The 24,722-nt window shown below is 37.6% G+C and carries 30 protein-coding genes and 1 pseudogene; all 31 read left to right on the forward strand.

Annotation, left to right across the window (positions count from 1 at the left end):
* The first annotated feature begins 211 nt into the window (after nucleotides 1-211).
* Complete coding sequence (locus BM088_RS18430; RefSeq protein ID WP_091988074.1) at nucleotides 212-694, forward strand: hypothetical protein; 483 nt, start codon at nucleotides 212-214, stop codon at nucleotides 692-694.
* 30 nt (nucleotides 695-724) lie between these two features.
* Nucleotides 725-2,668: a DUF4815 domain-containing protein gene (locus BM088_RS18435; RefSeq protein WP_091988077.1), complete on the forward strand. Its 1,944-nt coding sequence runs from the start codon at nucleotides 725-727 to the stop codon at nucleotides 2,666-2,668.
* A complete protein-coding gene (locus tag BM088_RS18440) occupies nucleotides 2,665-3,885 on the forward strand; it encodes a hypothetical protein (protein WP_091988080.1) in 1,221 nt (406 codons plus the stop codon). Before BM088_RS18435 ends, BM088_RS18440 begins: the two co-directional genes overlap by 4 nt.
* 96 nt (nucleotides 3,886-3,981) lie before the next feature.
* A complete protein-coding gene (locus BM088_RS18445; RefSeq protein WP_091988082.1) occupies nucleotides 3,982-4,200 on the forward strand; it encodes a hypothetical protein in 219 nt (72 codons plus the stop codon).
* A gap of 53 nt (nucleotides 4,201-4,253) precedes the next feature.
* Nucleotides 4,254-5,666 (forward strand): hypothetical protein, encoded by a 1,413-nt coding sequence (locus tag BM088_RS18450; protein WP_091988085.1) that lies wholly within the window; start codon nucleotides 4,254-4,256, stop codon nucleotides 5,664-5,666.
* The gene (locus tag BM088_RS18455; RefSeq protein WP_091988088.1) at nucleotides 5,667-6,338 is read left to right on the forward strand and encodes a hypothetical protein; all 672 of its coding nucleotides are present in this window, start codon (nucleotides 5,667-5,669) and stop codon (nucleotides 6,336-6,338) included.
* 289 nt (nucleotides 6,339-6,627) lie between these two features.
* Nucleotides 6,628-7,257, forward strand: coding sequence for a hypothetical protein (locus tag BM088_RS18460; RefSeq protein ID WP_091988091.1), 630 nt, complete (start codon nucleotides 6,628-6,630; stop codon nucleotides 7,255-7,257).
* Nucleotides 7,250-7,693 carry a hypothetical protein gene (locus BM088_RS18465; protein ID WP_091988094.1) on the forward strand — a complete coding sequence of 148 codons (444 nt, stop codon included), beginning with the start codon at nucleotides 7,250-7,252 and terminating at the stop codon, nucleotides 7,691-7,693. The genes BM088_RS18460 and BM088_RS18465 overlap by 8 nt, the downstream gene beginning before the upstream one ends.
* 276 nt (nucleotides 7,694-7,969) lie before the next feature.
* Nucleotides 7,970-9,130 (forward strand): hypothetical protein, encoded by a 1,161-nt coding sequence (locus BM088_RS18470; protein ID WP_091988098.1) that lies wholly within the window; start codon nucleotides 7,970-7,972, stop codon nucleotides 9,128-9,130.
* A gap of 8 nt (nucleotides 9,131-9,138) precedes the next feature.
* Nucleotides 9,139-9,636, forward strand: a complete 498-nt coding sequence (locus BM088_RS18475; RefSeq protein ID WP_091988101.1) for a hypothetical protein — start codon at nucleotides 9,139-9,141, stop codon at nucleotides 9,634-9,636.
* Between the two features lie 58 nt (nucleotides 9,637-9,694).
* Entirely contained in the window at nucleotides 9,695-10,687 is a 993-nt protein-coding gene (locus BM088_RS18480) for a baseplate assembly protein (RefSeq protein WP_091988104.1), read from the forward strand.
* A 1-nt stretch (nucleotide 10,688) separates the two neighbouring features.
* Complete coding sequence (locus tag BM088_RS18485; protein WP_091988107.1) at nucleotides 10,689-11,465, forward strand: phage tail protein I; 777 nt, start codon at nucleotides 10,689-10,691, stop codon at nucleotides 11,463-11,465.
* Nucleotides 11,466-11,507: 42 nt separating this feature from the next.
* Nucleotides 11,508-12,044: a phage tail-collar fiber domain-containing protein gene (locus BM088_RS18490; RefSeq protein WP_091988110.1), complete on the forward strand. Its 537-nt coding sequence runs from the start codon at nucleotides 11,508-11,510 to the stop codon at nucleotides 12,042-12,044.
* A gap of 2 nt (nucleotides 12,045-12,046) precedes the next feature.
* Nucleotides 12,047-12,826 carry a hypothetical protein gene (locus BM088_RS18495; RefSeq protein WP_245763864.1) on the forward strand — a complete coding sequence of 260 codons (780 nt, stop codon included), beginning with the start codon at nucleotides 12,047-12,049 and terminating at the stop codon, nucleotides 12,824-12,826.
* Between the two features lie 14 nt (nucleotides 12,827-12,840).
* Nucleotides 12,841-13,299, forward strand: a complete 459-nt coding sequence (locus BM088_RS18500) for a hypothetical protein (protein ID WP_091988113.1) — start codon at nucleotides 12,841-12,843, stop codon at nucleotides 13,297-13,299.
* Between the two features lie 162 nt (nucleotides 13,300-13,461).
* Nucleotides 13,462-13,788 (forward strand): DUF1353 domain-containing protein, encoded by a 327-nt coding sequence (locus BM088_RS18505; RefSeq protein ID WP_091988116.1) that lies wholly within the window; start codon nucleotides 13,462-13,464, stop codon nucleotides 13,786-13,788.
* 231 nt (nucleotides 13,789-14,019) lie between these two features.
* A complete protein-coding gene (locus BM088_RS18510) occupies nucleotides 14,020-15,006 on the forward strand; it encodes a baseplate assembly protein (RefSeq protein WP_091988119.1) in 987 nt (328 codons plus the stop codon).
* On the forward strand, nucleotides 14,999-15,634 hold the full coding sequence (locus tag BM088_RS18515; protein ID WP_218156541.1) for a phage tail protein I: 636 nt from the start codon (nucleotides 14,999-15,001) through the stop codon (nucleotides 15,632-15,634). Before BM088_RS18510 ends, BM088_RS18515 begins: the two co-directional genes overlap by 8 nt.
* Before the next feature lie 3 nt (nucleotides 15,635-15,637).
* On the forward strand, nucleotides 15,638-16,183 hold the full coding sequence (locus BM088_RS18520) for a phage tail protein (RefSeq protein WP_091988122.1): 546 nt from the start codon (nucleotides 15,638-15,640) through the stop codon (nucleotides 16,181-16,183).
* Nucleotides 16,183-16,848 (forward strand): hyaluronate lyase N-terminal domain-containing protein, encoded by a 666-nt coding sequence (locus BM088_RS18525; RefSeq protein ID WP_091988125.1) that lies wholly within the window; start codon nucleotides 16,183-16,185, stop codon nucleotides 16,846-16,848. Before BM088_RS18520 ends, BM088_RS18525 begins: the two co-directional genes overlap by 1 nt.
* Nucleotides 16,848-17,279 (forward strand): hyaluronate lyase N-terminal domain-containing protein, encoded by a 432-nt coding sequence (locus BM088_RS18530; protein WP_091988127.1) that lies wholly within the window; start codon nucleotides 16,848-16,850, stop codon nucleotides 17,277-17,279. Before BM088_RS18525 ends, BM088_RS18530 begins: the two co-directional genes overlap by 1 nt.
* A complete protein-coding gene (locus BM088_RS18535) occupies nucleotides 17,276-18,586 on the forward strand; it encodes a hypothetical protein (protein WP_091988129.1) in 1,311 nt (436 codons plus the stop codon). Before BM088_RS18530 ends, BM088_RS18535 begins: the two co-directional genes overlap by 4 nt.
* A 9-nt stretch (nucleotides 18,587-18,595) precedes the next feature.
* The gene (locus BM088_RS18540; RefSeq protein WP_091988132.1) at nucleotides 18,596-19,075 is read left to right on the forward strand and encodes a hypothetical protein; all 480 of its coding nucleotides are present in this window, start codon (nucleotides 18,596-18,598) and stop codon (nucleotides 19,073-19,075) included.
* Nucleotides 19,076-19,652: 577 nt separating this feature from the next.
* Nucleotides 19,653-20,237 carry a hypothetical protein gene (locus BM088_RS18545; protein ID WP_091988134.1) on the forward strand — a complete coding sequence of 195 codons (585 nt, stop codon included), beginning with the start codon at nucleotides 19,653-19,655 and terminating at the stop codon, nucleotides 20,235-20,237.
* Between the two features lie 11 nt (nucleotides 20,238-20,248).
* The gene (locus tag BM088_RS18550; protein WP_091988137.1) at nucleotides 20,249-20,935 is read left to right on the forward strand and encodes a phage baseplate assembly protein V; all 687 of its coding nucleotides are present in this window, start codon (nucleotides 20,249-20,251) and stop codon (nucleotides 20,933-20,935) included.
* 6 nt (nucleotides 20,936-20,941) lie between these two features.
* On the forward strand, nucleotides 20,942-21,241 hold the full coding sequence (locus BM088_RS18555) for a PAAR domain-containing protein (RefSeq protein ID WP_091988139.1): 300 nt from the start codon (nucleotides 20,942-20,944) through the stop codon (nucleotides 21,239-21,241).
* Between the two features lie 38 nt (nucleotides 21,242-21,279).
* The gene (locus BM088_RS18560) at nucleotides 21,280-21,615 is read left to right on the forward strand and encodes a GPW/gp25 family protein (protein ID WP_091988140.1); all 336 of its coding nucleotides are present in this window, start codon (nucleotides 21,280-21,282) and stop codon (nucleotides 21,613-21,615) included.
* Nucleotides 21,616-21,770: 155 nt separating this feature from the next.
* On the forward strand, nucleotides 21,771-23,093 hold the full coding sequence (locus BM088_RS18565) for a phage tail sheath subtilisin-like domain-containing protein (RefSeq protein ID WP_091988142.1): 1,323 nt from the start codon (nucleotides 21,771-21,773) through the stop codon (nucleotides 23,091-23,093).
* On the forward strand, nucleotides 23,093-23,602 hold the full coding sequence (locus BM088_RS18570; RefSeq protein ID WP_091988144.1) for a phage major tail tube protein: 510 nt from the start codon (nucleotides 23,093-23,095) through the stop codon (nucleotides 23,600-23,602). The genes BM088_RS18565 and BM088_RS18570 overlap by 1 nt, the downstream gene beginning before the upstream one ends.
* A 6-nt stretch (nucleotides 23,603-23,608) precedes the next feature.
* The gene (locus BM088_RS18575; protein WP_091988146.1) at nucleotides 23,609-23,866 is read left to right on the forward strand and encodes a phage tail assembly protein; all 258 of its coding nucleotides are present in this window, start codon (nucleotides 23,609-23,611) and stop codon (nucleotides 23,864-23,866) included.
* A gap of 253 nt (nucleotides 23,867-24,119) precedes the next feature.
* Nucleotides 24,120-24,722 (forward strand): annotated as a pseudogene (locus tag BM088_RS27305) (hypothetical protein); the annotation flags it as partial.

Here is a 24,722-nt window from a genome sequence, read left to right on the forward strand (position 1 = left end):
GAAGCGCCTCCGTGTTCTCAGTGGAAAAGTGTTTTAAAAGAGCAAAACGCACCACAGAGGGCACTGAGCTCACCGAGAAAAGATAAAAATTTCATTCTAATTTCATTTAAAAACATGTCTAAAACCCGCTTTAAGCGGGTTTTTTATTGGCCGAATTTTAGGCCTGAACTTTCGGTTAACGACCGTTTCAATTATTTAAGGAGCAACAAATATGGCCATTTTAACGCAAAGCGGTCGTACAGCCTTGGCTAAATCGATTGCCAGCCAGCCAATATATATGGGTTGGGGTAAAGGCCAAAGTGAGTGGGGAGAGTCTCCGCCACAAGAGTCAATTACCAGTGATAAATTGCTTGATGCCGTGGGTTATCGAAAAGCGACAACAGTTGCTTATTGTCAGCTTGCTGATGATGGCGACATTGAACTGGCAACAGGGCGTTTTAAATTATCAGACGTACCAACAAATCACTTGTATTTTAAGTTTAATTACGACTTTGAGGATGCTTTAGGTGAAACCTTGAAAGAAGTATCAGTCATGGTTGGTACTGAACCTTTAGATAACAGTCCCGATGGGCAAAGGTATTTTACGCCTGAACAGGTTAAATCAACCGGCACATTATTACTGTTAGAACACCGTAGACCTTTATTTAGAGACCAAGGTGTAAGAGAGTCATTTGAATTTGTTGTGTCATTTTAAGATGACTAAAAATATTTTAGCGGAGTAAGTATGCTTAAAAATTATTATGAAAGATTTAACCCTGAACAAGGCTACGAAAAGTTATTGTTTCGTTCAGGTAAAGGGTTACAAAGTGCTGAGCTGAATGACATGCAAGCTCAAATGCAGCATCAGGTTAAAGGTGTCGCAGATGCTATTTTAAAAGATGGTGACTTAACCACAGATGGTGATGTTTTAATTGATGACAAAACAGGTCAGGTAAAACTGGGTGAATGTGCCATATATTTACGGGGTCAAATACGTAATATTGCACCAGCTGAATTACAAATAGCCACAAATCAGCTTTTGTATTTAGGTGTTTGGCTAGCTGAGGTTGTGGTCAGTGAAGTAGATGATCCAAGTTTACGTGACCCTGCAATCGGTGCGCATAACTTTGACGAACCAGGCGCAGGGCGTTTAAAAGTGACGTGTCAGTGGGGACTTGTTGGAGATGATAAAGTAGGCAACTTTTACCCAGTGCATAGAGTGGATAATGGCGTATTAGTAGAAAAACAACCGCCACCGCAATTAGATGCTGTGACTGTTGCGCTTGCGCGTTACGACAGAGAAGCAAACGGTGGGAGTTATGTTGTTGATGGCATGGACTTAACCTATCGTGGAGTTGATGCATCAGACCAAGTATTTAGCTTAGCCGAGGGTAAAGCGCATATTGAAGGGTTTGAAGTGGCATTTCCTACTTCACTTCGTAAATTATTTGCAGCCGACCCTGACTTGCAAACTGTACTAGATGAACCCCACAGGTTTAGCCCAGACCAACAAGGTAATATGCGCATTGACTTGTCTTTTACACCTGTGCATTCAATTCAAAGAGTAGATGCTACTTTAGAGGTAAGTAAAACCTTAACCCATGGTGGTTTTGAAGGGGCAAAAGACCCGTTACCAGATCAAGCTGTGTTAGAAGTTGTATCTATTACGCAGAACCAAACTAGCTACCAGCAAGGCATTGATTTTCAATTAACGCAAAATCAAATTGACTGGAGTTTAAATGGTGTTGAGCCAAGTCCCGGTACAACTTATACCATAGTATATCGCTATCGTGATCAATTGAGTGTTAATGCTGATGAGACAGGGTTTACGGTTTCTAATTTAGTTTCGGGTAGTTTAGTCACTGTTGATTATCAATGGAAAATGCCACGAATTGATTTAGTGTCTCTTGACAGTCAAGGGCAAGTGCGTCGCATTAAAGGTGTACCAAATTCATATCAGCCAATTGCACCAAAGGCGCCCGATAGTCAGTTAATCTTAGCGCGTATTTCTCAAAACTGGTCTGGTTCAGGTGTGCCTGAAGTAAAAAACATGGCAGTGCGTTCTGTGCCTATGTCGGCATTAGGTGAAATGCAGCAACAAATTGGTGACTTGTATGAGTTATTAGCCATTGAAAGGTTACGTAATGATGCAAATTCACAAGAACCTGCCGCAAAATTAGGTGTTTTTGTAGATCCATTTACTGATGATGATATGCGCGATCAGGGGTTAGCTCAAAATGCTGCAATTATAGATGGTGAATTATTATTACCTGTTGATGTTGCTGTAAATGAAATTGTTTTACCAAATGATAATAAAGCGCTGACCCTAGATTACCAAGTTGAAACAATTCTTGAGCAAACAATGAAAACCGGCGCTATGAAGGTGAACCCTTATGATGCATTTGAGCCAGTACCTGCACTTGTAACACTACAACCTGCAGTAGATCATTGGACAACCACATCTCAAGTATGGACTAGCCCAGTAACACGTAGGATCACACGAGGTGGCGGTGCAGTTAGGCGTACTAGCTGGGTTCAAAGCACTGAAGTATTGTCAACAAGTATTACAGCTGCTGAATTTTTAAGATCAAGAAGCGTTAATTTTGAATTAAAAGGATTTGGGCAAAATGAGAGTTTAAAAGAGGTCATATTTGATGGTGTGGCAATTAGTGCAGGAGAGCAGTCATGAGTACAACAAGTGCATTAAAAGCAAATAATCTGGGTGAATTAAAAGGTGCGTTTGTTGTACCACCAAACGTACCTGCAGGTACTAAGTTGGTTCAGTTTTTAGGCGGTGGTGGTTCTATGGGTGAGGCCACTTATACAGGTAGTGGTCAAATTAGAGTCGACACTGTTCGCCGTGTGAGTACTTTACTAACACAAAGGTTTGACCCGTTAGCGCAAACTTTTACTTTACAACAAGGGCGACATTTAGCAGCGATAGACTTATGGTTCACCACTAAAGGCACCAAGCCTATTCGTTTACAAATTAGAGAAACATCAACAGGTTTACCTAATCAGCAAGTATTAGCACAAACAACACTTCAAAGTAGCGATATTAAAGTAGATGGTACAACAACGCGTTTTGAATTTTCGCCAGTATTTTTAAATGCAAATCAAGAGTATGCCTTAGTTGTTCTAACCGATGATACTAGCTATGAACTTGCAATTGCAGAGCTTGGCAAGTTTGACCCTGATAATGGGTGGGTTACAAGTCAGCCTTATCAGGTAGGTGTTTTACTATCGTCAAGTAATGCCAGTACTTGGACGCCGCATCAAAGTATGGATATGGCATTTCGTTTATTGGCTGCGCGTTTTAGCAATAATGCGCGAACTGTGCCTTTAGGTGATGTGGAAGCTGATAAAATTACTGATTGGTTGCCTTTGGCGGTAGTAGAGCGTCCAGGTAGTGAAACAGACTTAAGATTTCGCTTTAAGCTAAAAGATCAAACGGGCCCTTATTATACCTCTCAAGAGTGGGAGCCACTTAATTTACCTGAAAATCTTACAGGGAAATTAGAGGTTGAAGCTGTATTAACAGGCTCTGAAACCCGAAGCCCAGTGTTATACCCAGGTGTGCAGGCAGCACTTGGACAAGTGCAACAAACAGCTGAGTATATAACCCGTGCGATCCCTTGTCGTACAGGTATTGATGATAAAACAAAACTAACCGTTGCCTTTGAAGCTTTTTTACCTGGGCAAGCATCGGTTGATGTTTTTGCGCAAATTAATGATAGCTGGCAGCCTGTCACTCTAGACTCTGGTAATGAAATTGGCGATGGCTGGCAAAGCCGTAAACTGATTCTATCAGATGTGACCAGCACACAAGTGAGAGTAAAACTACAACTTAAAGGCAGCGCAAAAGACAGACCTAGAGTGCGCGCTTTACGTGTTTTAACGACTTAATTTTTGAAGCCCTTGATGAAACCTACGTAGCGCAATGTTAATTAGGTTTCATGCTAATGAGGCCAACATGATCAATTAAGTTAATAAGGAACAAACATGATTGATAATCAAACAGTACATCAAAAATATCCATTACCCCATCCAGATAATCTTTTACAAAATGATGTAACACGAATCAGTGATGCAATCACTTCGATTGATGGCGATATATGGCAGCAAAACGAACTGCAAAAGTTACAACAACTCAAAATGGCCGAAAAATTTCGCCGCTTGAGAATTAATACTTTGCTAGAGCAGCCATTATTGATGGTTTAGTCACTGGTTTAACTGATGGTGAAAAATTGGTTTAACAAATTAAAGAGAATATTATGTCAACAATATCAAATGCAGCCCAGGTTATGGTCGATAAGCTGGTTGCTGACATGCAAGGACAGACCCCATTAAGTAGCGAAGAGCAACTTTTAGTTGCTAAAGCACTTGATACGATGAAAAACAATGTCACCTTTGAAAATGCACTTGTTGCAGTGGCAGAAGAGCATTTAAATACAGCAACATCTAGCCTATTAAGTGCCGAAGGGAAAATAAATGCAGCAAAAGATGCCATAGTTGCAGATGCAGACAATTTAGCGTTAATTCCAACTATGAGTTCAAATATAGATGCTCGTTTAAATGTAATGAGCACTGACATGTCAAATCAGTTGGCAACTGTAAAACCAACAGTAAAAGCAGCTGTGGACTCATCAGCTAATAATCATGTTGTTAGTTATTACAACCAAGATGTACTATTACGACAATATATAGCTAATAGTTACCACAATCATAAACCTAATACAGTAGCGGCAGTAGACAACTATGATACAGGTGAGTTTTATTGTTATATTGACTACGGAAAGACAGTTACTACATCAGCAAATCGTTGGAATCACTTAGTACGTATAAAAGCTGATGGCACGGTTGTAAATACGATTAAATATGACCCATTCATTACTGCTGGTGCTGATATAAAGTTTATACCTTTAGATGATGATACTATGAGGTTAACAAATTACACAGGAAGTACCTTATATGTACAGCAGATACAAGCGTTTACATGGGAATTTCAAAAAGTCATTGATTATAATCGTCAGTACTATGACAAGGTAAGCAAAAAAGTTTATGTGGTGAATAGCGGTATACTTAATACTCTAGATTCAACCAATGGATTTGTAGTTGTACCTGAAACGATTTTTGTGGATCAAGACGCTTTTGATACGTGGGCTACAAATGCGGGGCATATTCCTTTACATAATATGGGATGCAGTTTTACAAATAGTAACCATGCTGTAGGAAGTGTTTCGCACAACGGTAATACTTCTGCTCCCGCCTCTACCCACAATCTTCAGGTGTATTATGGAGGTCGCAATACAACTACTTATACATCATTTACAGGGTTTGATACTAAAATTGGTTATAGCAAATGTCCTTGGCCTAAAGCCAGAAGCTTGAATATTGCAGGCACTATAAATTCTGCTGCAAATGGAGCAACGGGTAACGACCTCGTTAACAACTGGAAAGGTGCACTTGCTTTTGTAGATATGTATGGAAACACTGATAGGTTAATGTTTGAGTATTTCACTATGGCTAACGGTCATCACTATAGTAGTCAGGTTTCTTACTTTTCAACTATGGTTGCTTACTCACATCAGCATAGGGCTTTAATTTCAGACATATCAGGTCAGGATTATTATTCAGGGGGAAACCATACATCTTGGGCTTCACTTGGTTTAACTTACGGGAGGTAAATGATGTATACATGGAATAAAGATAACTTATATTTAAACTCAGCTATAGATGGCTCTATTATACCAAATGATCCTCGTTCAGGAGAAAAGTGGGCTAATGAATCTGTTGCTATGTTATGGGCTGAGGCAGAAAAAGTGAGAGCAGAGGCGCAAGCGTTGCTGTTATCTTCACCGCAATCGCTTAATTATACAGGCCATATCGTTTTTACCTCTAATGTGGTGAATGAAAATACAGGCACTGTACTACAAGCCCCAAATCCTGAGGCTGAATTTAGTGAAATGACCATTACTAAAAACTCGGTATTAAAATTAGTGGCAAATATTCAGTCTGATAAAAATGATGAAGCTACAGTTTTAACTGATTTGCCAAATGATATGTTTCGCATTCCAATTCGTAATCAAGATACTGCAGAGCAAGACTTATTGCTAGGCACTTTAGATAAAGGTATTTTAACCGTTGAGGCCGTTATGGATAAAGCGGGTTATTGGGAAGTGACTGAAGCGCTAATTAACAGTAAGTTACCTGATGACTTTAATTTAGCAATGGAAAAAATGGTCTTTGCTGTAGTGAGTGTCCCTAAGGCCAGTATGGTAGACACTACGACATCAGAAGCATCTTCTTCACAAGCTATAGAATCAGTTTCGAATGCAGCAGAAGCGAGTGATTCGTAATCCCCAGCTTCTGAATCTATGGTCTCTTAATCAACTGTTAGAGTATAAAAAATCCCAGCAATAAATGTTAACTCAGAGCGTATTACGCCTGCATAAACTTTGAAATATGAAGGTTTTAAGCATGACTTATCTATTGTTTAATCTAAAGATTCTGCTTTAAGTTGACGTTAAATATTACATTTATATCTTTCAATTTTAAACTCATACCTATATGCAATAGCTGAGCCCATACGGCTTTTAATTTAAGCCGTATGGGCTCATTTTATTGAAATCTCAAAAAAGAGGATTTATGTCAACAATATCTAATTTGACCCAGATTATGGTCGATAAAATGGCGCTTGAAATGCAAGGGCAGACTCCGCTTAGTCCAGAAGAGCAGCTCTTAGTTGCCAAAGCACTCGATACGATGAAAAACAACACTACCTTTGAAACAGCCCTTGTTGCTGTGGCTGAAGAGCATTTAAATACGGCAACTGCAATACTTAAAAGCGCTGAAACAGCCATAGATGCAGCCAAGCTTGATATTGCAGCTAAAGCCACTGCACTCAATATGATCGAAGGTATTTCAACTATCTCAGGAAATACAGCAACTATAGTTGGAGAGATTTCATCCACAGTTAATACTATTAAAACAGCTTCAGTTATAAAAAGTATTCAAAGAGGAGAGCAAAGTTTAACTCCCAATGCAGAAACTAATGTGAGTGTAACGTCAGTTAACCCTACAAAGTCTGTATTAAATGTCAGCTGTAAAAGTGGTTATGCTGGGTATAATGCTGGAAATCATATGGCCCTGGGTTCGACTAATGTGGGTGGTAAAATAACAAGTGCTACAAATTTATATTTTAAAAATAGTACAGGGCCTTGGACAAATTATAAAGACAATGCAGTTGTTTATTGGGAGTTAATTGAATATGTTTAAAAAATATGCACATGTAAATGATGAAAACTTAGTAACCGGTTTATATGACTTGAGCGGTAAAGTGAAACGTAATGATTATATTGATGTTACCGATTTAAAAAAACAGGTTGAAATTGGTCAGGTTTATAATCCGGTTAAAAAAACGTTTGTTAACTTTAAGCCTAAAGCTTTGACTTTAACAGAGCTTAAAAAGCAAAAGCAATCAGATATAAAAGCACAAGCAAAAGTTCAGATTGAAGCACTTGAAGGTGAGTCTCAATGGAAAGTACGCAAAGCAGAACAGCGGGCGGTATTATCTAATGATACAAGCGCTCGCGATGCACTTTATACTGCTATTGAAAACATACGTCAAGCATCTAATGAGGCTGAACTTGCTTTATCAAAATTAAAAACACGTGCGCAAATACAAGCGTTTGTTTTTAAGTTAGCAAAGTAATTTAACCTGGTAACGCTTTACCTAACAAGCTCTTTATCTCACAGTTAAGCCTAACCATTTTTAAATTCCCCATACTTTTATAAACGCTTTCTCTCACACTTAGAAACAATCATGTTTTTATCTTAAAGCGACTAAGGTGATTTATTCATTTTAAGCAGAGATAATCCGAAATACTTCAGAAATCATTTAGCTATTGAAATTTGAATTTACTTCTTAATCTAGTTAAGAAGTAAATTCAGGAATTAAAAGTTACTGTCAATTAATTTAAGAGGATATATGTCAACAATATCAAATTTAACCCAGCTTATGGTCGATAAAATGACTCTCGAAATGCAGGGGCAAACACCATTGAGCCCAGAAGAACAGCTTCTGGTTGCTAAAGCTTTAGAAGCAATGAAAAGTAATGTTAACTTTGAAACTGCATTAGTCGCAGTGGTAGAAGAACATATCAATGAATCAACTGAAGCATTATTGAATGCCGAAACCGCGATTATTACAGCCAAAAATACAATTGAACAAGCAAGTAATGAAAGTAATATAACGTTATTAAAACAGCATTATGAACTGTTAAATGGTGATATGGCTACGGTGCAGTTTTTACTTTCAGATTTGACAGTTGAAGAATTTAATACTTGGTTGACTACACATGGGGCTGAATTTAATACGAGTATAAATGCTGTTTTTGTAGCTTATAAAATATTTGAGAATGCAAGTGCGGTGAATGCAATTGTTGCCAGCGCAGATGCCATGTCAAAAATAGCTTCTAGCTCATCAGCGATGTCTGCACTTGTAGCAAGTTCAATTGCAATGTCAGCGGCTTCGGCCAGCTCTATAGCCATGTCTGCTTTAGTCGAAAGCTCAAAGGCTATGCCTATTCTTGCTGCAAGTTTAGATGCTATGACTATTGTTATTGCGAGCCCTATAGCAATGCCCATTATTGTTTCAAGTCCTACGGCAATGCCTATTGTTGCAGCAAGCACTTCTGCTATGAGCGTAATTGCATCAAGTCTTGTTGCAATGTCTATGATTGTTGCAAGCCCAATAGTTATGTCAATGATAGCAGCAAGTACAGTGGCTATTTCTGAAATTAATAATTCTCAATTAGCTAAAGATAAATTATACCAAATTGCTACCAAATGGACGAAGTCAGGTTCAGCTTGGCAAACTAATACAGTATTTTCTGCAGATGATTTTATGTTAGTGCGCATTATACAAAAAGATAACCCTGCAGGTTGGGGAGTTCGAGCCGCTTCTGGACAAACAATCAAAGCGGAAGGTGAGACTTGGACAACAACAAATGCAGGTTCTACGAATAATATACTTAATGAAAATTCAAGTTTTCCCTTTATAGCAGATGATGCAGTTCGTGTATTTAAAAATAAAAGTTTAAAAACGTATTTATATAATACATACGAAATTGCTTACATAAAACTATAGGAATAAACATGCCATTATTAATATTTGATACTAACAATAAATTGTTAAGTGCTACGCTTTCATCTAATAATATAGAAGATTGGTACGGTGAAGGGATTGCAATAACTGTAGATGAATTACCTAAAGATTTAGTTGGTTTAAAACTCAATGATGAATTTAAACTAGAACAAGACTTCGCTATCTATAGCAAACATTTACAGCTGCAAAAAAAACAAGAAATACAACTAGAATCTAAAAGGCTAATTCAAGAGCTAGAGGGAGAGCAGCAGTGGCGGTTACGTAAAGTAGAGCAACAAGCGATTTTATCGAAAAATAAAACAGCAAGGAACCAACTTTATTCTCAAATAGAACAAATCCGGGCGGCATCAAATGACGCTGAGCAAGCTCTAATGAAATTAAATGAATTAGAGAAAATTAAGTCCTTTAGTTTTAATTTCTCAGGTAATCAAAGCTATCAACGACAAAACAAATTCGCAATATTAAAAAACTTATTTAGAAGAAGCTAATATTTCAGAAGTAAACTTAACCAGCATTTATCACCCCTCAATCCAAAGGACTAATTTAATGAGTCAAATTAATTTTAGCCCCGTTGATATCAGTAAATTACCTATTCCTAATGTCATTGAATCGCTTGATTTTGAGTCTATCAAGGCTGAAATTCTGGCTGACTATACGTCTCGATATCCGAATGCACAAATTGAGTTAGCATCAGAGCCTGTTGTTAAGTTAATAGAAACATTTGCATATCGAGAGTTATTAGTACGCCAGCGGGTTAATGATGGTGCAAACTCGGTATTACTGGCTAAAGCAACTGGCGCACAGCTTGATTATTTAGGCAATCGTTTTAATGTAAAGCGTCAGTTGGTAATAAAAGGCAATACAAGTGTAACACCCGTTATTGCTGATGTGTACGAAACTGATGAGCGGTTTCGTAAACGGATACAATTATCACTTGAAGGCTTCTCTACAGCGGGGCCTATAGGGGCATATGTATATCATGCTTTGGCAGCATCAGCTTTTGTAAAAGATGTAACCATAGATGCACCTGAATTTAGTTATGCTGAAATAGAACCTGCTTTATTAGCACAATTACCTGAAAATGTTGCTGTATTGCAATGTACTTATGATGCGGGATTAACAAACCCTATGCCAGGGGATGTTGCTATTACAACTTTGAGTACATTAGGCAATGGTAAAGATGAGGTTTTGGCAAGTTTAGTTGTTGAGTCACTCAGTGATGATGAGATCAGGCCTTTAACAGATCATGTTTGCAATCGGGAAGTTGAAATAATTGAATATGAACTGAATGCCACCTTATTTTGTTTTAAGGGAACCGATAGTAAAACGATTCAAGCCGCATCATTAAAAGCGGTGAAAGAGTATATGCGACAACATCATAAATTGGGGCTTGCGGTTACGCAATCGGCATTATATTCGGCTTTACATCAGCCTGGGGTTGAACGAGTTGTACTCACAAGTCCAAGTGCAGATATCATGGTTGAAAATCATCAAGCTGCATATTGTATAGGTGAACAAGTACATATTAAGGAGGCATAATATGATAAACCTTAATGTGACTACTTCTGATAAAGCTTTAATTGATATAAAAACGAGTAAAAGCTTATTACCACCCAATGCAACACCTCAGGAAAACCAAATAGAACTTGCTGCAAGTCGAATAAGTGATGTTGCTGTGCCTATAAAGCACTTATGGGATCCATTGAAATGCCCAGAGCATTTATTACCTTGGTTAGCATGGGCGTTATCGGTAGATGAATGGGATAATGATTGGCCCGTAGCTATTCAGCGAGAAGTCATTGCCAGTAGTACACAAGTTCATCGAACTAAAGGCACTGTGAGCGGCGTACGTAAAGCTCTGGCAAGTCTAAATGCCAGTATAGAGTTAAGTGAATGGTGGCAAAATGGGGGCGTGCCTCATACTGCAAAGTTAACGGCATTAGCACGAAACAATTTAACACCAAGCGGGGATACGTTATTAACACCCCAACTTCAAGCACAACTTTGGCGAATTGTATCTGCGACTAAGCCAGTGCGAAGCAATATACATTTCAGCGTAGGTGTACAGCAAGATAAGGTTATTCATACATCTGCTATCGGCACAACACATAATCTCAGTCGGCAAAGTGTTAAAACCATGGTCAATAATGATTTTTCAGCCAGTTCATTACATACATCACAAGTTGCAAATGCTGTTGGAGTTAGCCGAACTGATATGTTGGTGCAGCCTAATTCTCAATTAAAGCGCAAAATACCAACGGCTTTAGCTATGGGGTGTGCATTTCATTTAAGCCGAGCAAGTATGCACTGCCAATAACCTTTATTTTATATGTAGTTACAAACAATAAGGAGAGTTTTAATGAGTGATTATACACCCTTAATAACACAAGCTGGTTTAAATGCTGCGGTAAATGCAACCCAAGGCGGTTTTAAGATAGAGATCAGCCATATTGCAGTGGGTGACAAGGGATATGCACCTAGTCGAAGTCAAACTGTTTTACAAAATGAAAAAGACCGTGTGATGGTCTCTGGCGGAAAACATGCAGGCCCAGGTCAGTGGCATTTAACGGGCGTATTTGAGAAAAAAGAGAGCTTTGCAGTACGAGAGGTTGGTTTTTACTTAAGTGATGGTACTTTATTTGCTATTTGGTCTCATCCAATTAATACCCTTTTTTATCAAACACCTATTGCAAAAGTAATACAAGGATTTGACCTGATTTTGTCGGGTGTGCCAATTGAGGCTATTTCAGTTGATATAAGCGGAGATTTAAACCTTTATTATGGTGATGAGTTTTTGTCTCTTGCTGTAATACAAACCAAACAACTTATTGCCCAAGTTCAAACCATGCATCGCCAGATTCAATTTAATAATAGATTACTTAAAGCAGGAGTTTAAAAATGAGCATAGAACAAAACCTTATCCAGTTGCAGCAGGTGAATGCCCAGCTGCATCAAGGAGTAAATGCATTAACACAAGAAGTCACCTCAAAAATAGGTGAAATTGATTCAAAACTAAATCAATCAACCAGTGAGGCAAAAGAAAAAGTTGATGGGTATATAGCCTTGTCACGAGATAAACAATCTCATTATAGGATCACTAAAAATCAGGCACTCATTCCTAATGAGGCGAGCACTATGCCTAAGTTTTGGTCTCAAGGTTTTGTTAAATCAGCTAAATTAATTGAAACGGTCACAACAGGTATTGAGCCTGATCAACGATCTGATTTAGCCCGTGAGTTTTTACGTGCTATCAATAGTGATAGAAAATACTTTGCTAATAGTTTTAAAATTTGGGAGTTAGAATATTATCCAAATAGAAGGGGTGACGATATTAATGATTACGCATATTTAATGTATCAATACTTTAGGACAACAAACTACATAACAGTCGCGGCAATTGTAAAACATATTAAAGGAGTTGTGCCTGATAGCTGGTGGTGTGGTGGTTTAGAAGCAAACCAACAAGCAAAAGTATGTGGTTCTCACTCAACAATGGGCGGGCGAAACTTTTACTCTCATTGCCACCCTTATGTAAGAGGTGCTGGAAAAGCAGAAACAGAAACAGGCATTATTCAAGTTGCACTGCCAGCAGTTGTAACGGGAGATGTAGATTTAACTGGTGGTAATTGGGGCCAGTTTGCATATTTAGGTGACGCAGACCAAGCTGCTTTTGATTAATTAGGAGAATAATAATGGCACATTTAATTGTAAATTATAAAACAGTAGATTTAAATTTAGACCCAAGCATCCCAAAAGATGTTGTTGCACAACTTGTGAGTGAAATGTATGGAGAGGATGCTGAGTTTAGCATTGAGCTAAATGAATCCGAATTACTGACTAAAAAACGACATGTGATCAGAAAAAAGATTAAAAAATTAGGTGAAGATAGCGAAAGTTTATTAGGTACAACAACGGATGCGGTGCATTTATTAATGTATCATTTTTCTAAACTAACACTTGCTATTAATAACGCCACAAGTATTGAAGAGCTTAAAGTAACATCAGCAGAGTTTGGTGAATTAGCTCAGTCTTTTATCAATAAAGTTGACTCAGGTGAAACAGCACTGCCTTTTAATACCAAAACAGGTGAAAAGGTGATTGAAGATTTAAGTTCTAGAGCGACTATTATCACTACTGCAATTTCAAGTTAATACCTAGTTTTCAATATATTGACTCTTAGGTCATACTTGACCTGTTTTTATTAGCTGAAAAATGTAGAATTTATCCATACTAAAATAAACCCTATCAAAAAGTTTACTTATAAATCAACGTATTTAGAACGCTAATATTAGTATTAAAATTAAGAATTAATTATGAAATCAAAAATTCACATTACCTATGATGAAAACTCAAGGTTATTTGTTTTAACTAAGCCTTTTGTCACCCCCGAACTCACATTACCCATAGGTATGAAATCTGATGGTTTTAGCTCTCCTTGGTTTACGCGCTGGTATGTTAGTCGCGTTGATACAGGTTGGGCTGCTGCCTGGGTTCATGACCATTGTTATCAAAATGCGATTAAAACAAAAGCGTGGGCAGATTTATTATTTTATAAAAATTTGCGCCGCTGTAAGGTTAAAAAGTTAAAAGCACGACATATGTATCTAGGTGTTAAGTATTTTGGTAAAGGAAAATACTAGCGGTTTATATTCTTTTAATGGTCATTTTTTTGCACCACAGAGGTCATCGAACTTACAGATAAAAGCACCGAGATATAGAGAGATGTATATAGCAAAGTAACAAGTTAGTATCTATATTTTATCTGAGTAGCAAAGCCTTACAGCCCTTGGTTGTAAAATTTAAAAAATCCAAAATCCCAAGTTAATAGTCAAAAATTTATTAATCACAAACAATCCACCTTAAGGTAATTTATGTCTGCTTACAGCTTATTAGATCTGTCTCAAGTGCCAGTGCCAGATATTATCGAAACGCTGGACTTTGAAGTCATATTTAAAGATTTAAAACAGCAATTAATTAATATTAATGCACAACATGCACAGGTTCTCAATTTAGAGTCAGAACCTTTAACGCAAGTTTTACACACCTTTGCTTATCGAGAACTCTTGTTAAGAGCGCAACTTAATGATGTAACAAGAGCAAATATGCTGGCCTCAGCCACAGGTTATGACTTAGATGCAATTGGCGCACGTTACAATATTAAAAGATTAGAAAAATCGACAAATGTGTTAAGTGAGGGCCGTGAAAATGAACAAAATACAGAAAATTCTCAACTTTTAATTCAAGAAAGTGATACTAATTTTCGTCGGCGTATTCAAATGGCTTTTAATGGTTTAAATACCGCAGGCAGTGAAGGCAGTTATATTTTTCATGGTTTATCATCAGATCCACAGGTTTTAGATATTGATGTAACCAGCCCCGCTCCCTGTGAAATTGTTATGACAATATTAAGCTCTCAAATTCCTTCTGGCATACCCAGCGATGCGCTATTAGTTAAAGTCCGCCATTATTTTGGTTTAAAGCCTGATGGTAGTAGTGGATTTAAAAACTATCAGTTAAATGATTCAGAACAGTTACAAAATATTAGACCTTTGGGCGATAAATTAACAATTCAAAAGGTTGATGTTGTTGAATATCAGGTCGAAGCGGTATTAGGGTTATTACCCGGTGTAGGACAAGACGAAATACTATTAGAAGCTAAAAAATCATTATCAACTTATAGCGATAAGCGCCATAAGTTAGGAAAAAAGATAAGTGTTTCAGGGCTTTATTCTTCCTTGCATTTAGATGGGGTTGATACTGTTCGCTTAATTTCTCCTGTAAGTGATATTCAAGTGGCTAAAAATCAAGTGGCGTATTGCACAAATCAGTTGATATCTACAGAGGTTATTTATGACTGATATCAGCTTACTAGAGAAGGGAGTAAATAATCAACTGGCATTAATGGCACAATTAACCAATAAAGATAAACAAGATGCCGTTAAAAAAATAATCTCCTTATGGGACCCATTAAATTGTCCTTTATCGCATTTATCTTGGTTAGCTTGGGCTTTATCTATAACGCTTTGGAATGATGCGTGGCCTGAGTATATAAAGCGCAAAGTGGTTCAAAATTCTTTTGAAGTACATAGATATAAAGGCACGCCCTATAGTGTACAAAAAGCACTTAATAATTTAAATATTCAGGCACAAATTAATGAGTGGTGGGAGTCTGAACTCAATGAGAATAACCAAAGACAGCCTGGCACTTTTAATGTTGATGTTTTTATATCTGAGCAAGGCATTGACTTACCTTTATTACAGCAAACTCATGAAGTGATCAAACATCATAAGCGCGCGAGTGCGCACTATAACTTAACGATGAACCTGAGCAATAAAACTCAGCTTAATATGGCAAGTACAAGTATTAGCAGTTTGTCAGCAACTGTATACCCATTTTATGCAGGTGAGCTTAAATCAGTGGATCAATTTTTAATTGCAAGTGCTGCCATTTCACTTAACCAAATTACTATTTTACCGGGAGTTTAAATTATGTCGCAATCTCAATATTGGACTATGTTGACACCAAATGGTCGTGCCAAAATTGCTAATGCGATAGGTACAGGACTCAAAATTAATATTATAAAATTTGCTGTCGGCGATGGACATATTCAAGCTGATGCAAATGATTTAACCAATGTTCGATTCACGGGTTTAATTAATAGTTCAAAAACGGATGATAGTAATCAATCTTTAGTTGAAATGATTGGCATAGTACCCGCCAGCGAAGGCGGTTTTTACGTACGCGAAGCGGCGTTTTATACCGATGATGACGAAGCTTTTGCCATCGTTAAATACCCAGAAACATACAAACCCAAAATAGAGGATAACGCCTCGGCAGAGCTTGGTATAAAAGCGGTTATTGATGTGGTTCAAGCTGATGTGGTTAATTTAAAAGTAGATCCTTCTATGATTTATGCGACACAAAACTGGGTTGCAACTGAAATCAATAAATTTGTTGGTTTGCTCAGTTTAGATGGTGGCAATTTTACCGACTCTTTCCCTAATACATCATCAATAGATGGAGGACAAATTTAATGAGTAATCAAATTCAAATACGCCGTGGTGTTGAATCAAACCGAGGTGGTGTAACGCCAGCAGCAGGTGAGCCAATTTGGATCACAGATAATAAACGTTTGTTTATTGGTGATGGCATAACACCAGGCGGCATAGATATATTTAGCCAATTAGGCTCTGCGATTTATAAAAATGCAGGTAGTAATGCAAATCAGGTTTTACTGTTAGATAGCAGTGGTAAAATTCCAAGCGCTGTTTTACCCAGCTTAGCCATAGGTGAACCTTTTGAGGTCGCAAGCCAGTCGGCCATGTTAGCACTTAATGCACAGGCGGGTGATTTAGCAATACGTTCAGATGAAAGTAAAAGTTACATTCTAAAGTCGACACCCGCAAATGTATTAGCAAATTGGGTGCTATTGCGTACACCCACAGATTCTGTACTTTCGGTTAATGGTAAAACAGGCTCAGTGACATTAACTAAATCTCATGTGGGTTTAGCAAATGTGACTAATGAATCGAAAACTCAAATGTTTCACTCACCTACTTTTACAGGAAGCCCAAAAACACCCACGGCCAATATTTCTGATAACAGTGCCAATATCGCTTCAACAGCATGGGTTAAAACATGGGTAGACTCATTAGGTTTAGCCGTAGAAGGCGGTTCAATAGACGGAGGCACATTTTAATGGGTCGCAGAATTCAATTTCGACGGGGCACGGAAGCCGATAGAAAGCAAACGGTACTGGCTAATGGAGAACCTGGTTTTTCTCCTGAAGAAAAACAGTTTTTTATTGGCGATGGTGTAAGCAGAGGGGGGATACCAACCATGATGGCCCACTTTAAAATTATCAATACTCCCTCGACTGCAGTGTTAGGTGGACGTCATTTATTTACGACTATCACAACATTACAACTTGAAGATAATCAACCAGAAGGTGCCTCATTAACCGTGTTATTAGATGAAAGTGCGGGTGCAACAAAAGAGTCACCTGCCAAAGTGTTAGCGCCACAAGGTAAAACCATTGCTAAAGGTTCAAGTGCAGGAACAGAATATCAAATGTCAAAATCAGGCATTGAACGCACGTTAATTTTTAGAAATGGAGGCTGGGCATTATGAGTGTAGTAACCGATGACGATATTAATTTTGGTAACGAAATTGGCAGTTATACGCTTTCAGAGCGCAGCATTTCAGGATCCGGTCATCAATTATTAGTGCCTGAAGGCGGCATTGTTGACGAAACAAAATACCCTGAGTTAGCCGCAGTGATACCGACTAAAACCATGTTTAACAGTAAAGCAGGTCAAATTATAGCGACTGCACTCATCACGGAATTTGTCGCGATGGGAGTTCGAGAAAACAAAGATAAGTTTATTGTTATTGATACAAATGCTGGCACAGGTGGCTCAGTTTATGAAGTAAACTTTGCCACTGAGACAGTATCTTTAATTATTAGCGTATCTCAACATGCGTTTGCTATCACTGAGTATGCTATTAGTCCCAATGGAAAATATATTGGTTTTTGCTTTCTATATTACAATAGTGTTCCTGACGAAACCCGCCTGGTTTGGTCCTCAGATTTTGGCGCTACATGGAAATACCAAACGATATTAAATGAAGATCGAGCGAAATTTTTCATGAAAGTGAATAATTTAGGACAATGGTTTTTAGCAAGCGATGCTTGGCCAGCTAATACAACAAAAATATTAAGAGCGCATACATTAGAGGGCGGCGCGGCTACGTGGACAGCAAAGAGCACCATCACAAATAATAGTTATAACTCGTTACTAGGAGATGTAGCAGACAATATGTCACTTGTTGTTGCATATCAAACACCCGATATATTGCATGTATCATTAGATAAAGCTAGCACATGGATTGATAGGTCATCAAATTTAAGTGCGGATATCAAAGCCTTGCTTATCAGCTGCAAAGTTTTAATTAATGATATTGGCTCACATATTATTATCATCAGAACTAATTCAGATAGTGCATTTCACTTCTTAGAGTATTACGTGTCAACAGACCAAGCACAATCCTGGACACAATATAAATTACCTCTACAAAATGAACTTGGCTTAGCGCGTAGTTGGAGTGTTGATTTACAAGCTGACAACAGCACAATCAGATTGAGATCTAAAACAACGGATCCAGATGATAGTACCAAGACTAATACCGAAGATTTATCACTTAATTACATTACACATCAAATAGCTGATGTGCTTATAACAAAGGGTATAAAAGAGTTATTTTTGACAATAAATAAACATTGGTTTTATGCGGGCGCGGGTTCTGATCCAGATCGAATTATTGGGATGCTACATACGCAAAGATACCCAACAAGCTTAGCCCTTGGAAATTTCAAACAGATAGGTGATTACCGTAATTCAAACTTACCGCTGAAACTGATTGCTGACAAAGCATAAGGATTAACTATGAATTCATTGATACCCCACTTTGAAATACAAGGCACAGCTAATTATCCAGATAATTATCAGTTATTTACACAAATGGAAAAAGTCAATTTTAACAACAAAGATTATTGGTTTTGTCATTATGCGGGAGACAAACAATTAACCGAAGTATCTGAACTAAATGCATATTTAACTTGGCTACAAATTCAGCCAAAACAAACAGGCATACGCATTATTACAATCGGCTCAATGAAGCGCAGATTCACAACAGAGGAAGAAGTTTTAATCGTTGATAGCACAGATACGATGGCAAAAGTGATACGAGAGCGTTTATCAAGTTCGCGTTATGCGGATTTAGATTTTTTAGAGTTGACTAGAGGCGTGTCATATTTAGTTAATTTTTTAGTCAATACTGGCGCTGTGAAATATGAATTTAAAGACAGGTTAGAAGAGTTATTACAAGACGGAACTAGCAAGGAGAGGTATACCGGCTTATTGTGATTTTTTATAAAAATGGTGTCGTTTCTAGATTGAAAATTAAAAGTTTGATATAGAAGAGTTTAATTACTTTTCAGGTATTTTGTTTCCTCTGTGTAGCAAAGCCTCTGTGTTTTCAGTGGTAAATATTATTCACTGTGAAGCCTGTCGAATTCATAAAATCCACTAAATAAGAATAAACAGATATAGACGGTCAGACTTGACCTGTTATTGAAACAAGAAAAGCGTAATATTGAGTTATGCTCAAACAAGTCTTAAATAAGTAAAAAGGATTACAGGTTAAAGTATAAAGTATTTAATCATTTCTCTGTGCAGCGCGAAGCACCTGTGTGTTCTCAGTGGTAGATATCTTTATTTACCACTGAGCACACTAAGCTCACTGAGAAAAGCTAAATAACAAGGTTTACCTGAATTATAAACCGCTTATTAGAGCGGTTTTTTTATACCTAAAATAAAAAACGTTAAGGGTCATAATTGACCTGTTCCTTAAACTATAAAAGCGTATGATTTAGTTATTCTCAAACAAGCTTAAATAACTTTAAATTCAAAAGCTTACTTATGAAAGTGGTGAGGCTATATTATGACGATTAATCGTAGTGCTATGTTACAAGCAATCAAGTTACAACTGGAAACAAGCCTAAAAGATAAAGCGCAGGTTTTATTATTAGCAACAGATAAACCAATAGAAACACAAGCTAAAGTATTAATAAAACTGCTACAAGAAGATGTTTTATTTACTGACTCAAATAGTGACCATAAAGATGGTAAAAAAAATAACCAAATTTTGGTACCTCAATCAAATTTAAATGACCAGCGTGCATTACATCTGGTATTAAAAACGACAGTACAGGCTAATACCCCAAGTGAATTATTAACCTTATTAGATGATATCGCATCAAAAAATGAGTTGAGTTTACAAGACTCAGACAAGGCCGTGTTATGGCAAAGAGTGCAACCGCAAAATACACAATTTGATTTTATTGAGTCACAAAATGTATTTAGCGCCACTATGACTCAGTTTTTTAAAATGTATTACTTGGTTAAGCAGATTGATGAAAATGAAGAAATGCTTATTAAAGAAGTTTACTTAGGCCAAGATGGCGAAAATCATCAACTGATTGCTACTTTTTCACAAGGTGAGCAAGTAACTGTTCCTGCAAGTTAAAAGGATTATTTATGAATACATTACAGCCTTTTGCTGAACTTGCTTCGGCAGACTTACAAAACCGACTGGCAAAAATGATTTTAATTGGCACAGTTGCACAAGTTGATTACGACACAGCCAGAGTCAAAGTAAAAGTTGGGGATTGGCTTACAACCTGGTTACCTTGGCTCACAAATAGAGCCAGCCATGACCTTAACTGGCAAGCGCTTGAAATTGATGAGCAAGTGATGGTTTTTTCACCTTGTGGTGATACCGCACAAGGGGTGGTTTTAGGCAGTATTTATCAACAAACACAACATCAATTAGTATCTGATATTGCGGTTGAAGAACGTCAAAATATACATAGGTTTAAATACCAAGATGGCACAGTCATAGAGTACGACAGAGCAAAACATAAGCTAAAGGCCGATGTTAATGGCGATGTTGAAATGAATGTGAATGGTTTTGATGGCTCTGAAGCGAAAGGCAATCTTAAAGTAACCGTAAAAGAAAATGCTGATGTGAGCGTAGGTAAAAACATGACAGCGATAGTGACTGAAAATGTGGTGATCACAGCAGGAAAAAGTGCATCAGTTACAGCAAGTGACAATATAGAAGTGAAAGCCAAAGCTATTTTATTAGATGCCAGCGCTGATATCACCATTAAAGCAGGCGGTACCTTGAAATTAAATGGTGCCAATATCAGTGCACAAGAATAGAGGTTAATGATGCCAGCAGTATCAGTCGATGGTCATATGACAAATTTACATAGCAGTTTTTTACCAGGTACAGCATCACAAAGCATAGGGAGTTTTACTGTAGCAGGTAAAGGTGTATTAAGAAAAGGCGATGCAATTTCCACTCATGGGCATTTAACAGATCCTAAATTGAAACATATTCTACCTTCTATTTCGCAAGGGGCTGCAACTTTTACTGTGGCAGGAAAACCGATTGTAAGGCTAGGTGATGGTACAAGCTGTGGTGCAAAAATGGCACAAGGTATTAGCAGTTTTACAGTTGGCTAAGTTAATACAAATTAGGCTTTTTTAAAAAGGAAAACCATATGATAGGCATGAATGCTAAAACAGGAAAAAGTCTTTCTGGTTTAGCCCATTTAAAACAAAGTATTGAAGATATATTAACAACACCTAAAGGCAGCCGCGTTATGCGTCGTGATTATGGTTGTGCTTTATTTGAACTGGTAGACCAACCTTATTCTTCTGTTTTAGTAGGTGATATTACGATGGAAATATCACAAGCGCTTAATTTATGGGAGCCAAGGTTTGAATTAGAGCGTGTAATTGTGAATCGAATCGAAGCTGGAAAACTGAGCATAGAAGTAATAGGTAAGTATTTATTGAATGGCGAAGCCGTTCGATTAGAAGGCATTGTTTTTTAATTTTTATATAAAACAATTTTTACACTGATGGGGTTCTCTCATCAAATCAAATAACAATTTTTTATTTTGTCAAAATCAATCGATAAAAGAGTGATCTCTTATCGGCTGCTTAATTTTGACTTTTTTTAACTGACACACTTTCAAAGGAGAAAATTATGTCAGATTTTTTACATGGGGTTGAAGTAATAGAGCTTGATCAAGGAACGCGTCCAATTAAGACGGTAAAGAGTTCAGTGATTGGTGTTATTGGTACGGCACCATTTGCCGATGCTGAAAAGTTTCCACTTAATACACCTGTGTTAGTGGCAGGTCGTCGTAAAGAGGCTGCTCCTTTATCAAAGGCATATGCAATTGAAAAAGCAAATACAGATGCTGTTACAAAAGCAATTGCAGAAGGTAAAACTGAAGCTGAAGCAAAAACTGCAGGTGAAGCTGCTGTAACGGCTTTATTGGCATCAGCAAAGCTTAAAGATGCAAGTGAAGGTACTTTAACCGCTGCAATGGACGGTGTATTTGACCAAGCGGGTGCGGCAGTTGTTGTTATTCGTGTTGATGAAGCGCTCACTGCTGAAGGTGCGTTTGATGAAGCAACGACTTTAAGTAATTTAGTAGGTGGTGTATCAGGTAATGGTGATTATGAAGGTGTTCAGGCATTTTTAGCATCAGAGTCTGTACTTGGCGTATCTCCACGTATTTTAGTTGCACCTGGTTTTACACATCAACGTCCAAGTGGTAACAAAAACCCTGTAGCAACAGAAATGGTAGGCATTGCCGAGCGTTTACGTGCGGTTATTATTGCTGATGGCCCAAATACCAATGATGCCGATGCTAAAACATACCGTGGTGACTTTGGTTCACGTCGTGTATTTGTTGTTGACCCTAAAGTTAAAGTATTTAAAGACGGTGCTGTTGTTACTGAGGCTGCCAGTGCACGTGTTGCAGGCATGATTGCAAAATCAGACAACGACCGTGGTTTCTGGTGGAGCCCAAGTAATACATTAATGAATGGCATTGTAGGTACAGCGCGTGCCATTGACTTCCAACTTGGTGATAGTAATGCACGTGCAAATCTACTCAATGAATCTGAAGTCTCTACGATTATTCGCCAAGACGGTTTCAGATTATGGGGTAACCGTACTTGTTCTGCTGATCCTAAATGGGCTTTCTTATCTGTTGTACGTACTGCAGATATGATTAACGATTCACTGTTACGTGCTCACATGTGGGCTGTTGACCGTAACATCACAAAAACTTACATCGAAGATGTGACAAACAGTGTGCAGTCTTACCTTGATAGCTTAAAAGCACAAGGTGCAATTTTAGGTGGCAAAATCTGGCCTGAAGATGAACTTAATACACCTGAAAATATTGCAGCAGGTAAAATTTACTTCAGCTTTGATTTCACTCCACCAACGCCTGCTGAGCATATTGTTTTTCGCAGCATCTTAACTAATAACTACTTAGAGGAACTTGTATAATGGCTAAATCTCCTAAAATTCTTAAAAAATTCAAATTATCTGTTGATGGTCAAGGCTACCTTGGCATAGCTGATGAAATTACTTTACCTAAAGTAACCGTAAAAACACGTGAAGTGACTTCAGGTTTTCAGGCACCAATTGAGCTGGATATTGGTCAACTAGAAAAATTAGAAGGTTCAATTACGTTACTTGAATATAACGATGCAGTAATGAAACTACTCGGTGGTTGGGGTGTTAAAACAACAACTATGACAGCGCGTGGTGCTATTCAAGCACAAGGTGAAGCGCCAGTACCAGTAGTTGTCACACTTGAAGGTTTCTTTAAAGAAGTTGATATGGGGAACTGGAAAGATGGTGAAGAAGCTAAGCTTACGATGCAATACACAGTTCAAAAATATCAATTGAAAATTGGTCAGGATGAAATCTACAACATCGACCTTTATAACGATACACGTATCATTAATGGTAAAGACCAAATGAAGCTGCTACGTGCTGCTATCGGAGAGTAATAACAAATGAAAGATATTATCAAGTTAGCTTTTCCTATCACAATAGATGCGCATGAATATAAAGAATTATCAATGCGCCGCCCTAAAGTGAAAGACCGTTTATTGGTAGATAGAAGTGATTTACATGAATCTGAAAGTGAAGTGCATTATTTTTCTCATTTATGTGAAGTATCACCTGATGTTATCGAAGAATTGGACTGGAGCGATTTTGTTCAGTTAAGAGAAAAACTACAGCTTTTTCTCGGATCCCGCCCAAGCGTTTAAAAAGTATGGTGATTGCCCTCGCAAAATATACAGGGTGGGGATTGCAAGAGCTACTTGACCTCACAGAGCCGGAATTAACCATGTGGTTTGAATCGGCTCTGGACTATAAGCAAGCATCTGAAAATGGATAGCTTACTTATCATAGCGCATAAAAAAGCGAGAATTTATTCTCGCTTTTTTATTTTTAAAACGCAACGCACTATAACGATGACAATTTTTTTGTCATACCTATTTCAATTTTTTGGATGCCGCCATGAAAGACAAAAACACCAAAGCGAAGAAGGACCTCAGGCAAGACGCTCGACGCTCAAAATCATTTAAGCCTGAGGCTTTAAGCAAAAATGTTATGCGTCCAAAAAGTCCTGTTACTGAATTTTCACAGTCTTTGTTTAGTGCACCTAAACAAATGGAAGTAACAAAAGGACAAACAGATCATAATGCAAAATTAGGTTCTGTTATTTCACAAATCAGTAAATTAGGTTCTAAAACAAAATCGCCAAAGTTAGTTAAGGCGATGAGTGGCCTTGCTAAATTAGACTTAAAACAATTAGAAACAGGTGATCTTTCAAGCTTAGTAAGTGGTTTACCCGAAGTATTAGAGTCTATTAATTTAAAAGAAGCCATTGAACCTGTTTTATCAAGTATCAATGCGTTTGAATCATTAGATATAAAGCAAATTGCAAATGGTGATTTAAGCTCATTAGCAAAAGTTGGCCCTGAATTATTAAGAAAATTAGACTTTAAAGAAGCCGCTAATGTGCTATCTCAAGGCATGGACTTAGTTGAGCAAGTTGATATTAAACAAATAGCTAATGGTGACTTAAGCTCATTAGCAAAAGCAGGCCCAGATTTATTA

Origin of the sequence: Pseudoalteromonas denitrificans DSM 6059 (assembly GCF_900112265.1) — a bacterium.
Lineage (GTDB): Bacteria > Pseudomonadota > Gammaproteobacteria > Enterobacterales > Alteromonadaceae > Pseudoalteromonas > Pseudoalteromonas denitrificans.

What these genes read in the sequence shown, in the direction of transcription:
- BM088_RS18430 (WP_091988074.1), top strand. Translation starts at nt 212, where the DNA reads ATGGCCATTTTAACGCAAAGCGGTCGTACAGCCTTGGCTAAATCGATT.
- BM088_RS18435 (WP_091988077.1), top strand. Translation starts at nt 725, where the DNA reads ATGCTTAAAAATTATTATGAAAGATTTAACCCTGAACAAGGCTACGAA.
- BM088_RS18440 (WP_091988080.1), top strand. Translation starts at nt 2,665, where the DNA reads ATGAGTACAACAAGTGCATTAAAAGCAAATAATCTGGGTGAATTAAAA.
- BM088_RS18445 (WP_091988082.1), top strand. Translation starts at nt 3,982, where the DNA reads ATGATTGATAATCAAACAGTACATCAAAAATATCCATTACCCCATCCA.
- BM088_RS18450 (WP_091988085.1), top strand. Translation starts at nt 4,254, where the DNA reads ATGTCAACAATATCAAATGCAGCCCAGGTTATGGTCGATAAGCTGGTT.
- BM088_RS18455 (WP_091988088.1), top strand. Translation starts at nt 5,667, where the DNA reads ATGATGTATACATGGAATAAAGATAACTTATATTTAAACTCAGCTATA.
- BM088_RS18460 (WP_091988091.1), top strand. Translation starts at nt 6,628, where the DNA reads ATGTCAACAATATCTAATTTGACCCAGATTATGGTCGATAAAATGGCG.
- BM088_RS18465 (WP_091988094.1), top strand. Translation starts at nt 7,250, where the DNA reads ATGTTTAAAAAATATGCACATGTAAATGATGAAAACTTAGTAACCGGT.
- BM088_RS18470 (WP_091988098.1), top strand. Translation starts at nt 7,970, where the DNA reads ATGTCAACAATATCAAATTTAACCCAGCTTATGGTCGATAAAATGACT.
- BM088_RS18475 (WP_091988101.1), top strand. Translation starts at nt 9,139, where the DNA reads ATGCCATTATTAATATTTGATACTAACAATAAATTGTTAAGTGCTACG.
- BM088_RS18480 (WP_091988104.1), top strand. Translation starts at nt 9,695, where the DNA reads ATGAGTCAAATTAATTTTAGCCCCGTTGATATCAGTAAATTACCTATT.
- BM088_RS18485 (WP_091988107.1), top strand. Translation starts at nt 10,689, where the DNA reads ATGATAAACCTTAATGTGACTACTTCTGATAAAGCTTTAATTGATATA.
- BM088_RS18490 (WP_091988110.1), top strand. Translation starts at nt 11,508, where the DNA reads ATGAGTGATTATACACCCTTAATAACACAAGCTGGTTTAAATGCTGCG.
- BM088_RS18495 (WP_245763864.1), top strand. Translation starts at nt 12,047, where the DNA reads ATGAGCATAGAACAAAACCTTATCCAGTTGCAGCAGGTGAATGCCCAG.
- BM088_RS18500 (WP_091988113.1), top strand. Translation starts at nt 12,841, where the DNA reads ATGGCACATTTAATTGTAAATTATAAAACAGTAGATTTAAATTTAGAC.
- BM088_RS18505 (WP_091988116.1), top strand. Translation starts at nt 13,462, where the DNA reads ATGAAATCAAAAATTCACATTACCTATGATGAAAACTCAAGGTTATTT.
- BM088_RS18510 (WP_091988119.1), top strand. Translation starts at nt 14,020, where the DNA reads ATGTCTGCTTACAGCTTATTAGATCTGTCTCAAGTGCCAGTGCCAGAT.
- BM088_RS18515 (WP_218156541.1), top strand. Translation starts at nt 14,999, where the DNA reads ATGACTGATATCAGCTTACTAGAGAAGGGAGTAAATAATCAACTGGCA.
- BM088_RS18520 (WP_091988122.1), top strand. Translation starts at nt 15,638, where the DNA reads ATGTCGCAATCTCAATATTGGACTATGTTGACACCAAATGGTCGTGCC.
- BM088_RS18525 (WP_091988125.1), top strand. Translation starts at nt 16,183, where the DNA reads ATGAGTAATCAAATTCAAATACGCCGTGGTGTTGAATCAAACCGAGGT.
- BM088_RS18530 (WP_091988127.1), top strand. Translation starts at nt 16,848, where the DNA reads ATGGGTCGCAGAATTCAATTTCGACGGGGCACGGAAGCCGATAGAAAG.
- BM088_RS18535 (WP_091988129.1), top strand. Translation starts at nt 17,276, where the DNA reads ATGAGTGTAGTAACCGATGACGATATTAATTTTGGTAACGAAATTGGC.
- BM088_RS18540 (WP_091988132.1), top strand. Translation starts at nt 18,596, where the DNA reads ATGAATTCATTGATACCCCACTTTGAAATACAAGGCACAGCTAATTAT.
- BM088_RS18545 (WP_091988134.1), top strand. Translation starts at nt 19,653, where the DNA reads ATGACGATTAATCGTAGTGCTATGTTACAAGCAATCAAGTTACAACTG.
- BM088_RS18550 (WP_091988137.1), top strand. Translation starts at nt 20,249, where the DNA reads ATGAATACATTACAGCCTTTTGCTGAACTTGCTTCGGCAGACTTACAA.
- BM088_RS18555 (WP_091988139.1), top strand. Translation starts at nt 20,942, where the DNA reads ATGATGCCAGCAGTATCAGTCGATGGTCATATGACAAATTTACATAGC.
- BM088_RS18560 (WP_091988140.1), top strand. Translation starts at nt 21,280, where the DNA reads ATGATAGGCATGAATGCTAAAACAGGAAAAAGTCTTTCTGGTTTAGCC.
- BM088_RS18565 (WP_091988142.1), top strand. Translation starts at nt 21,771, where the DNA reads ATGTCAGATTTTTTACATGGGGTTGAAGTAATAGAGCTTGATCAAGGA.
- BM088_RS18570 (WP_091988144.1), top strand. Translation starts at nt 23,093, where the DNA reads ATGGCTAAATCTCCTAAAATTCTTAAAAAATTCAAATTATCTGTTGAT.
- BM088_RS18575 (WP_091988146.1), top strand. Translation starts at nt 23,609, where the DNA reads ATGAAAGATATTATCAAGTTAGCTTTTCCTATCACAATAGATGCGCAT.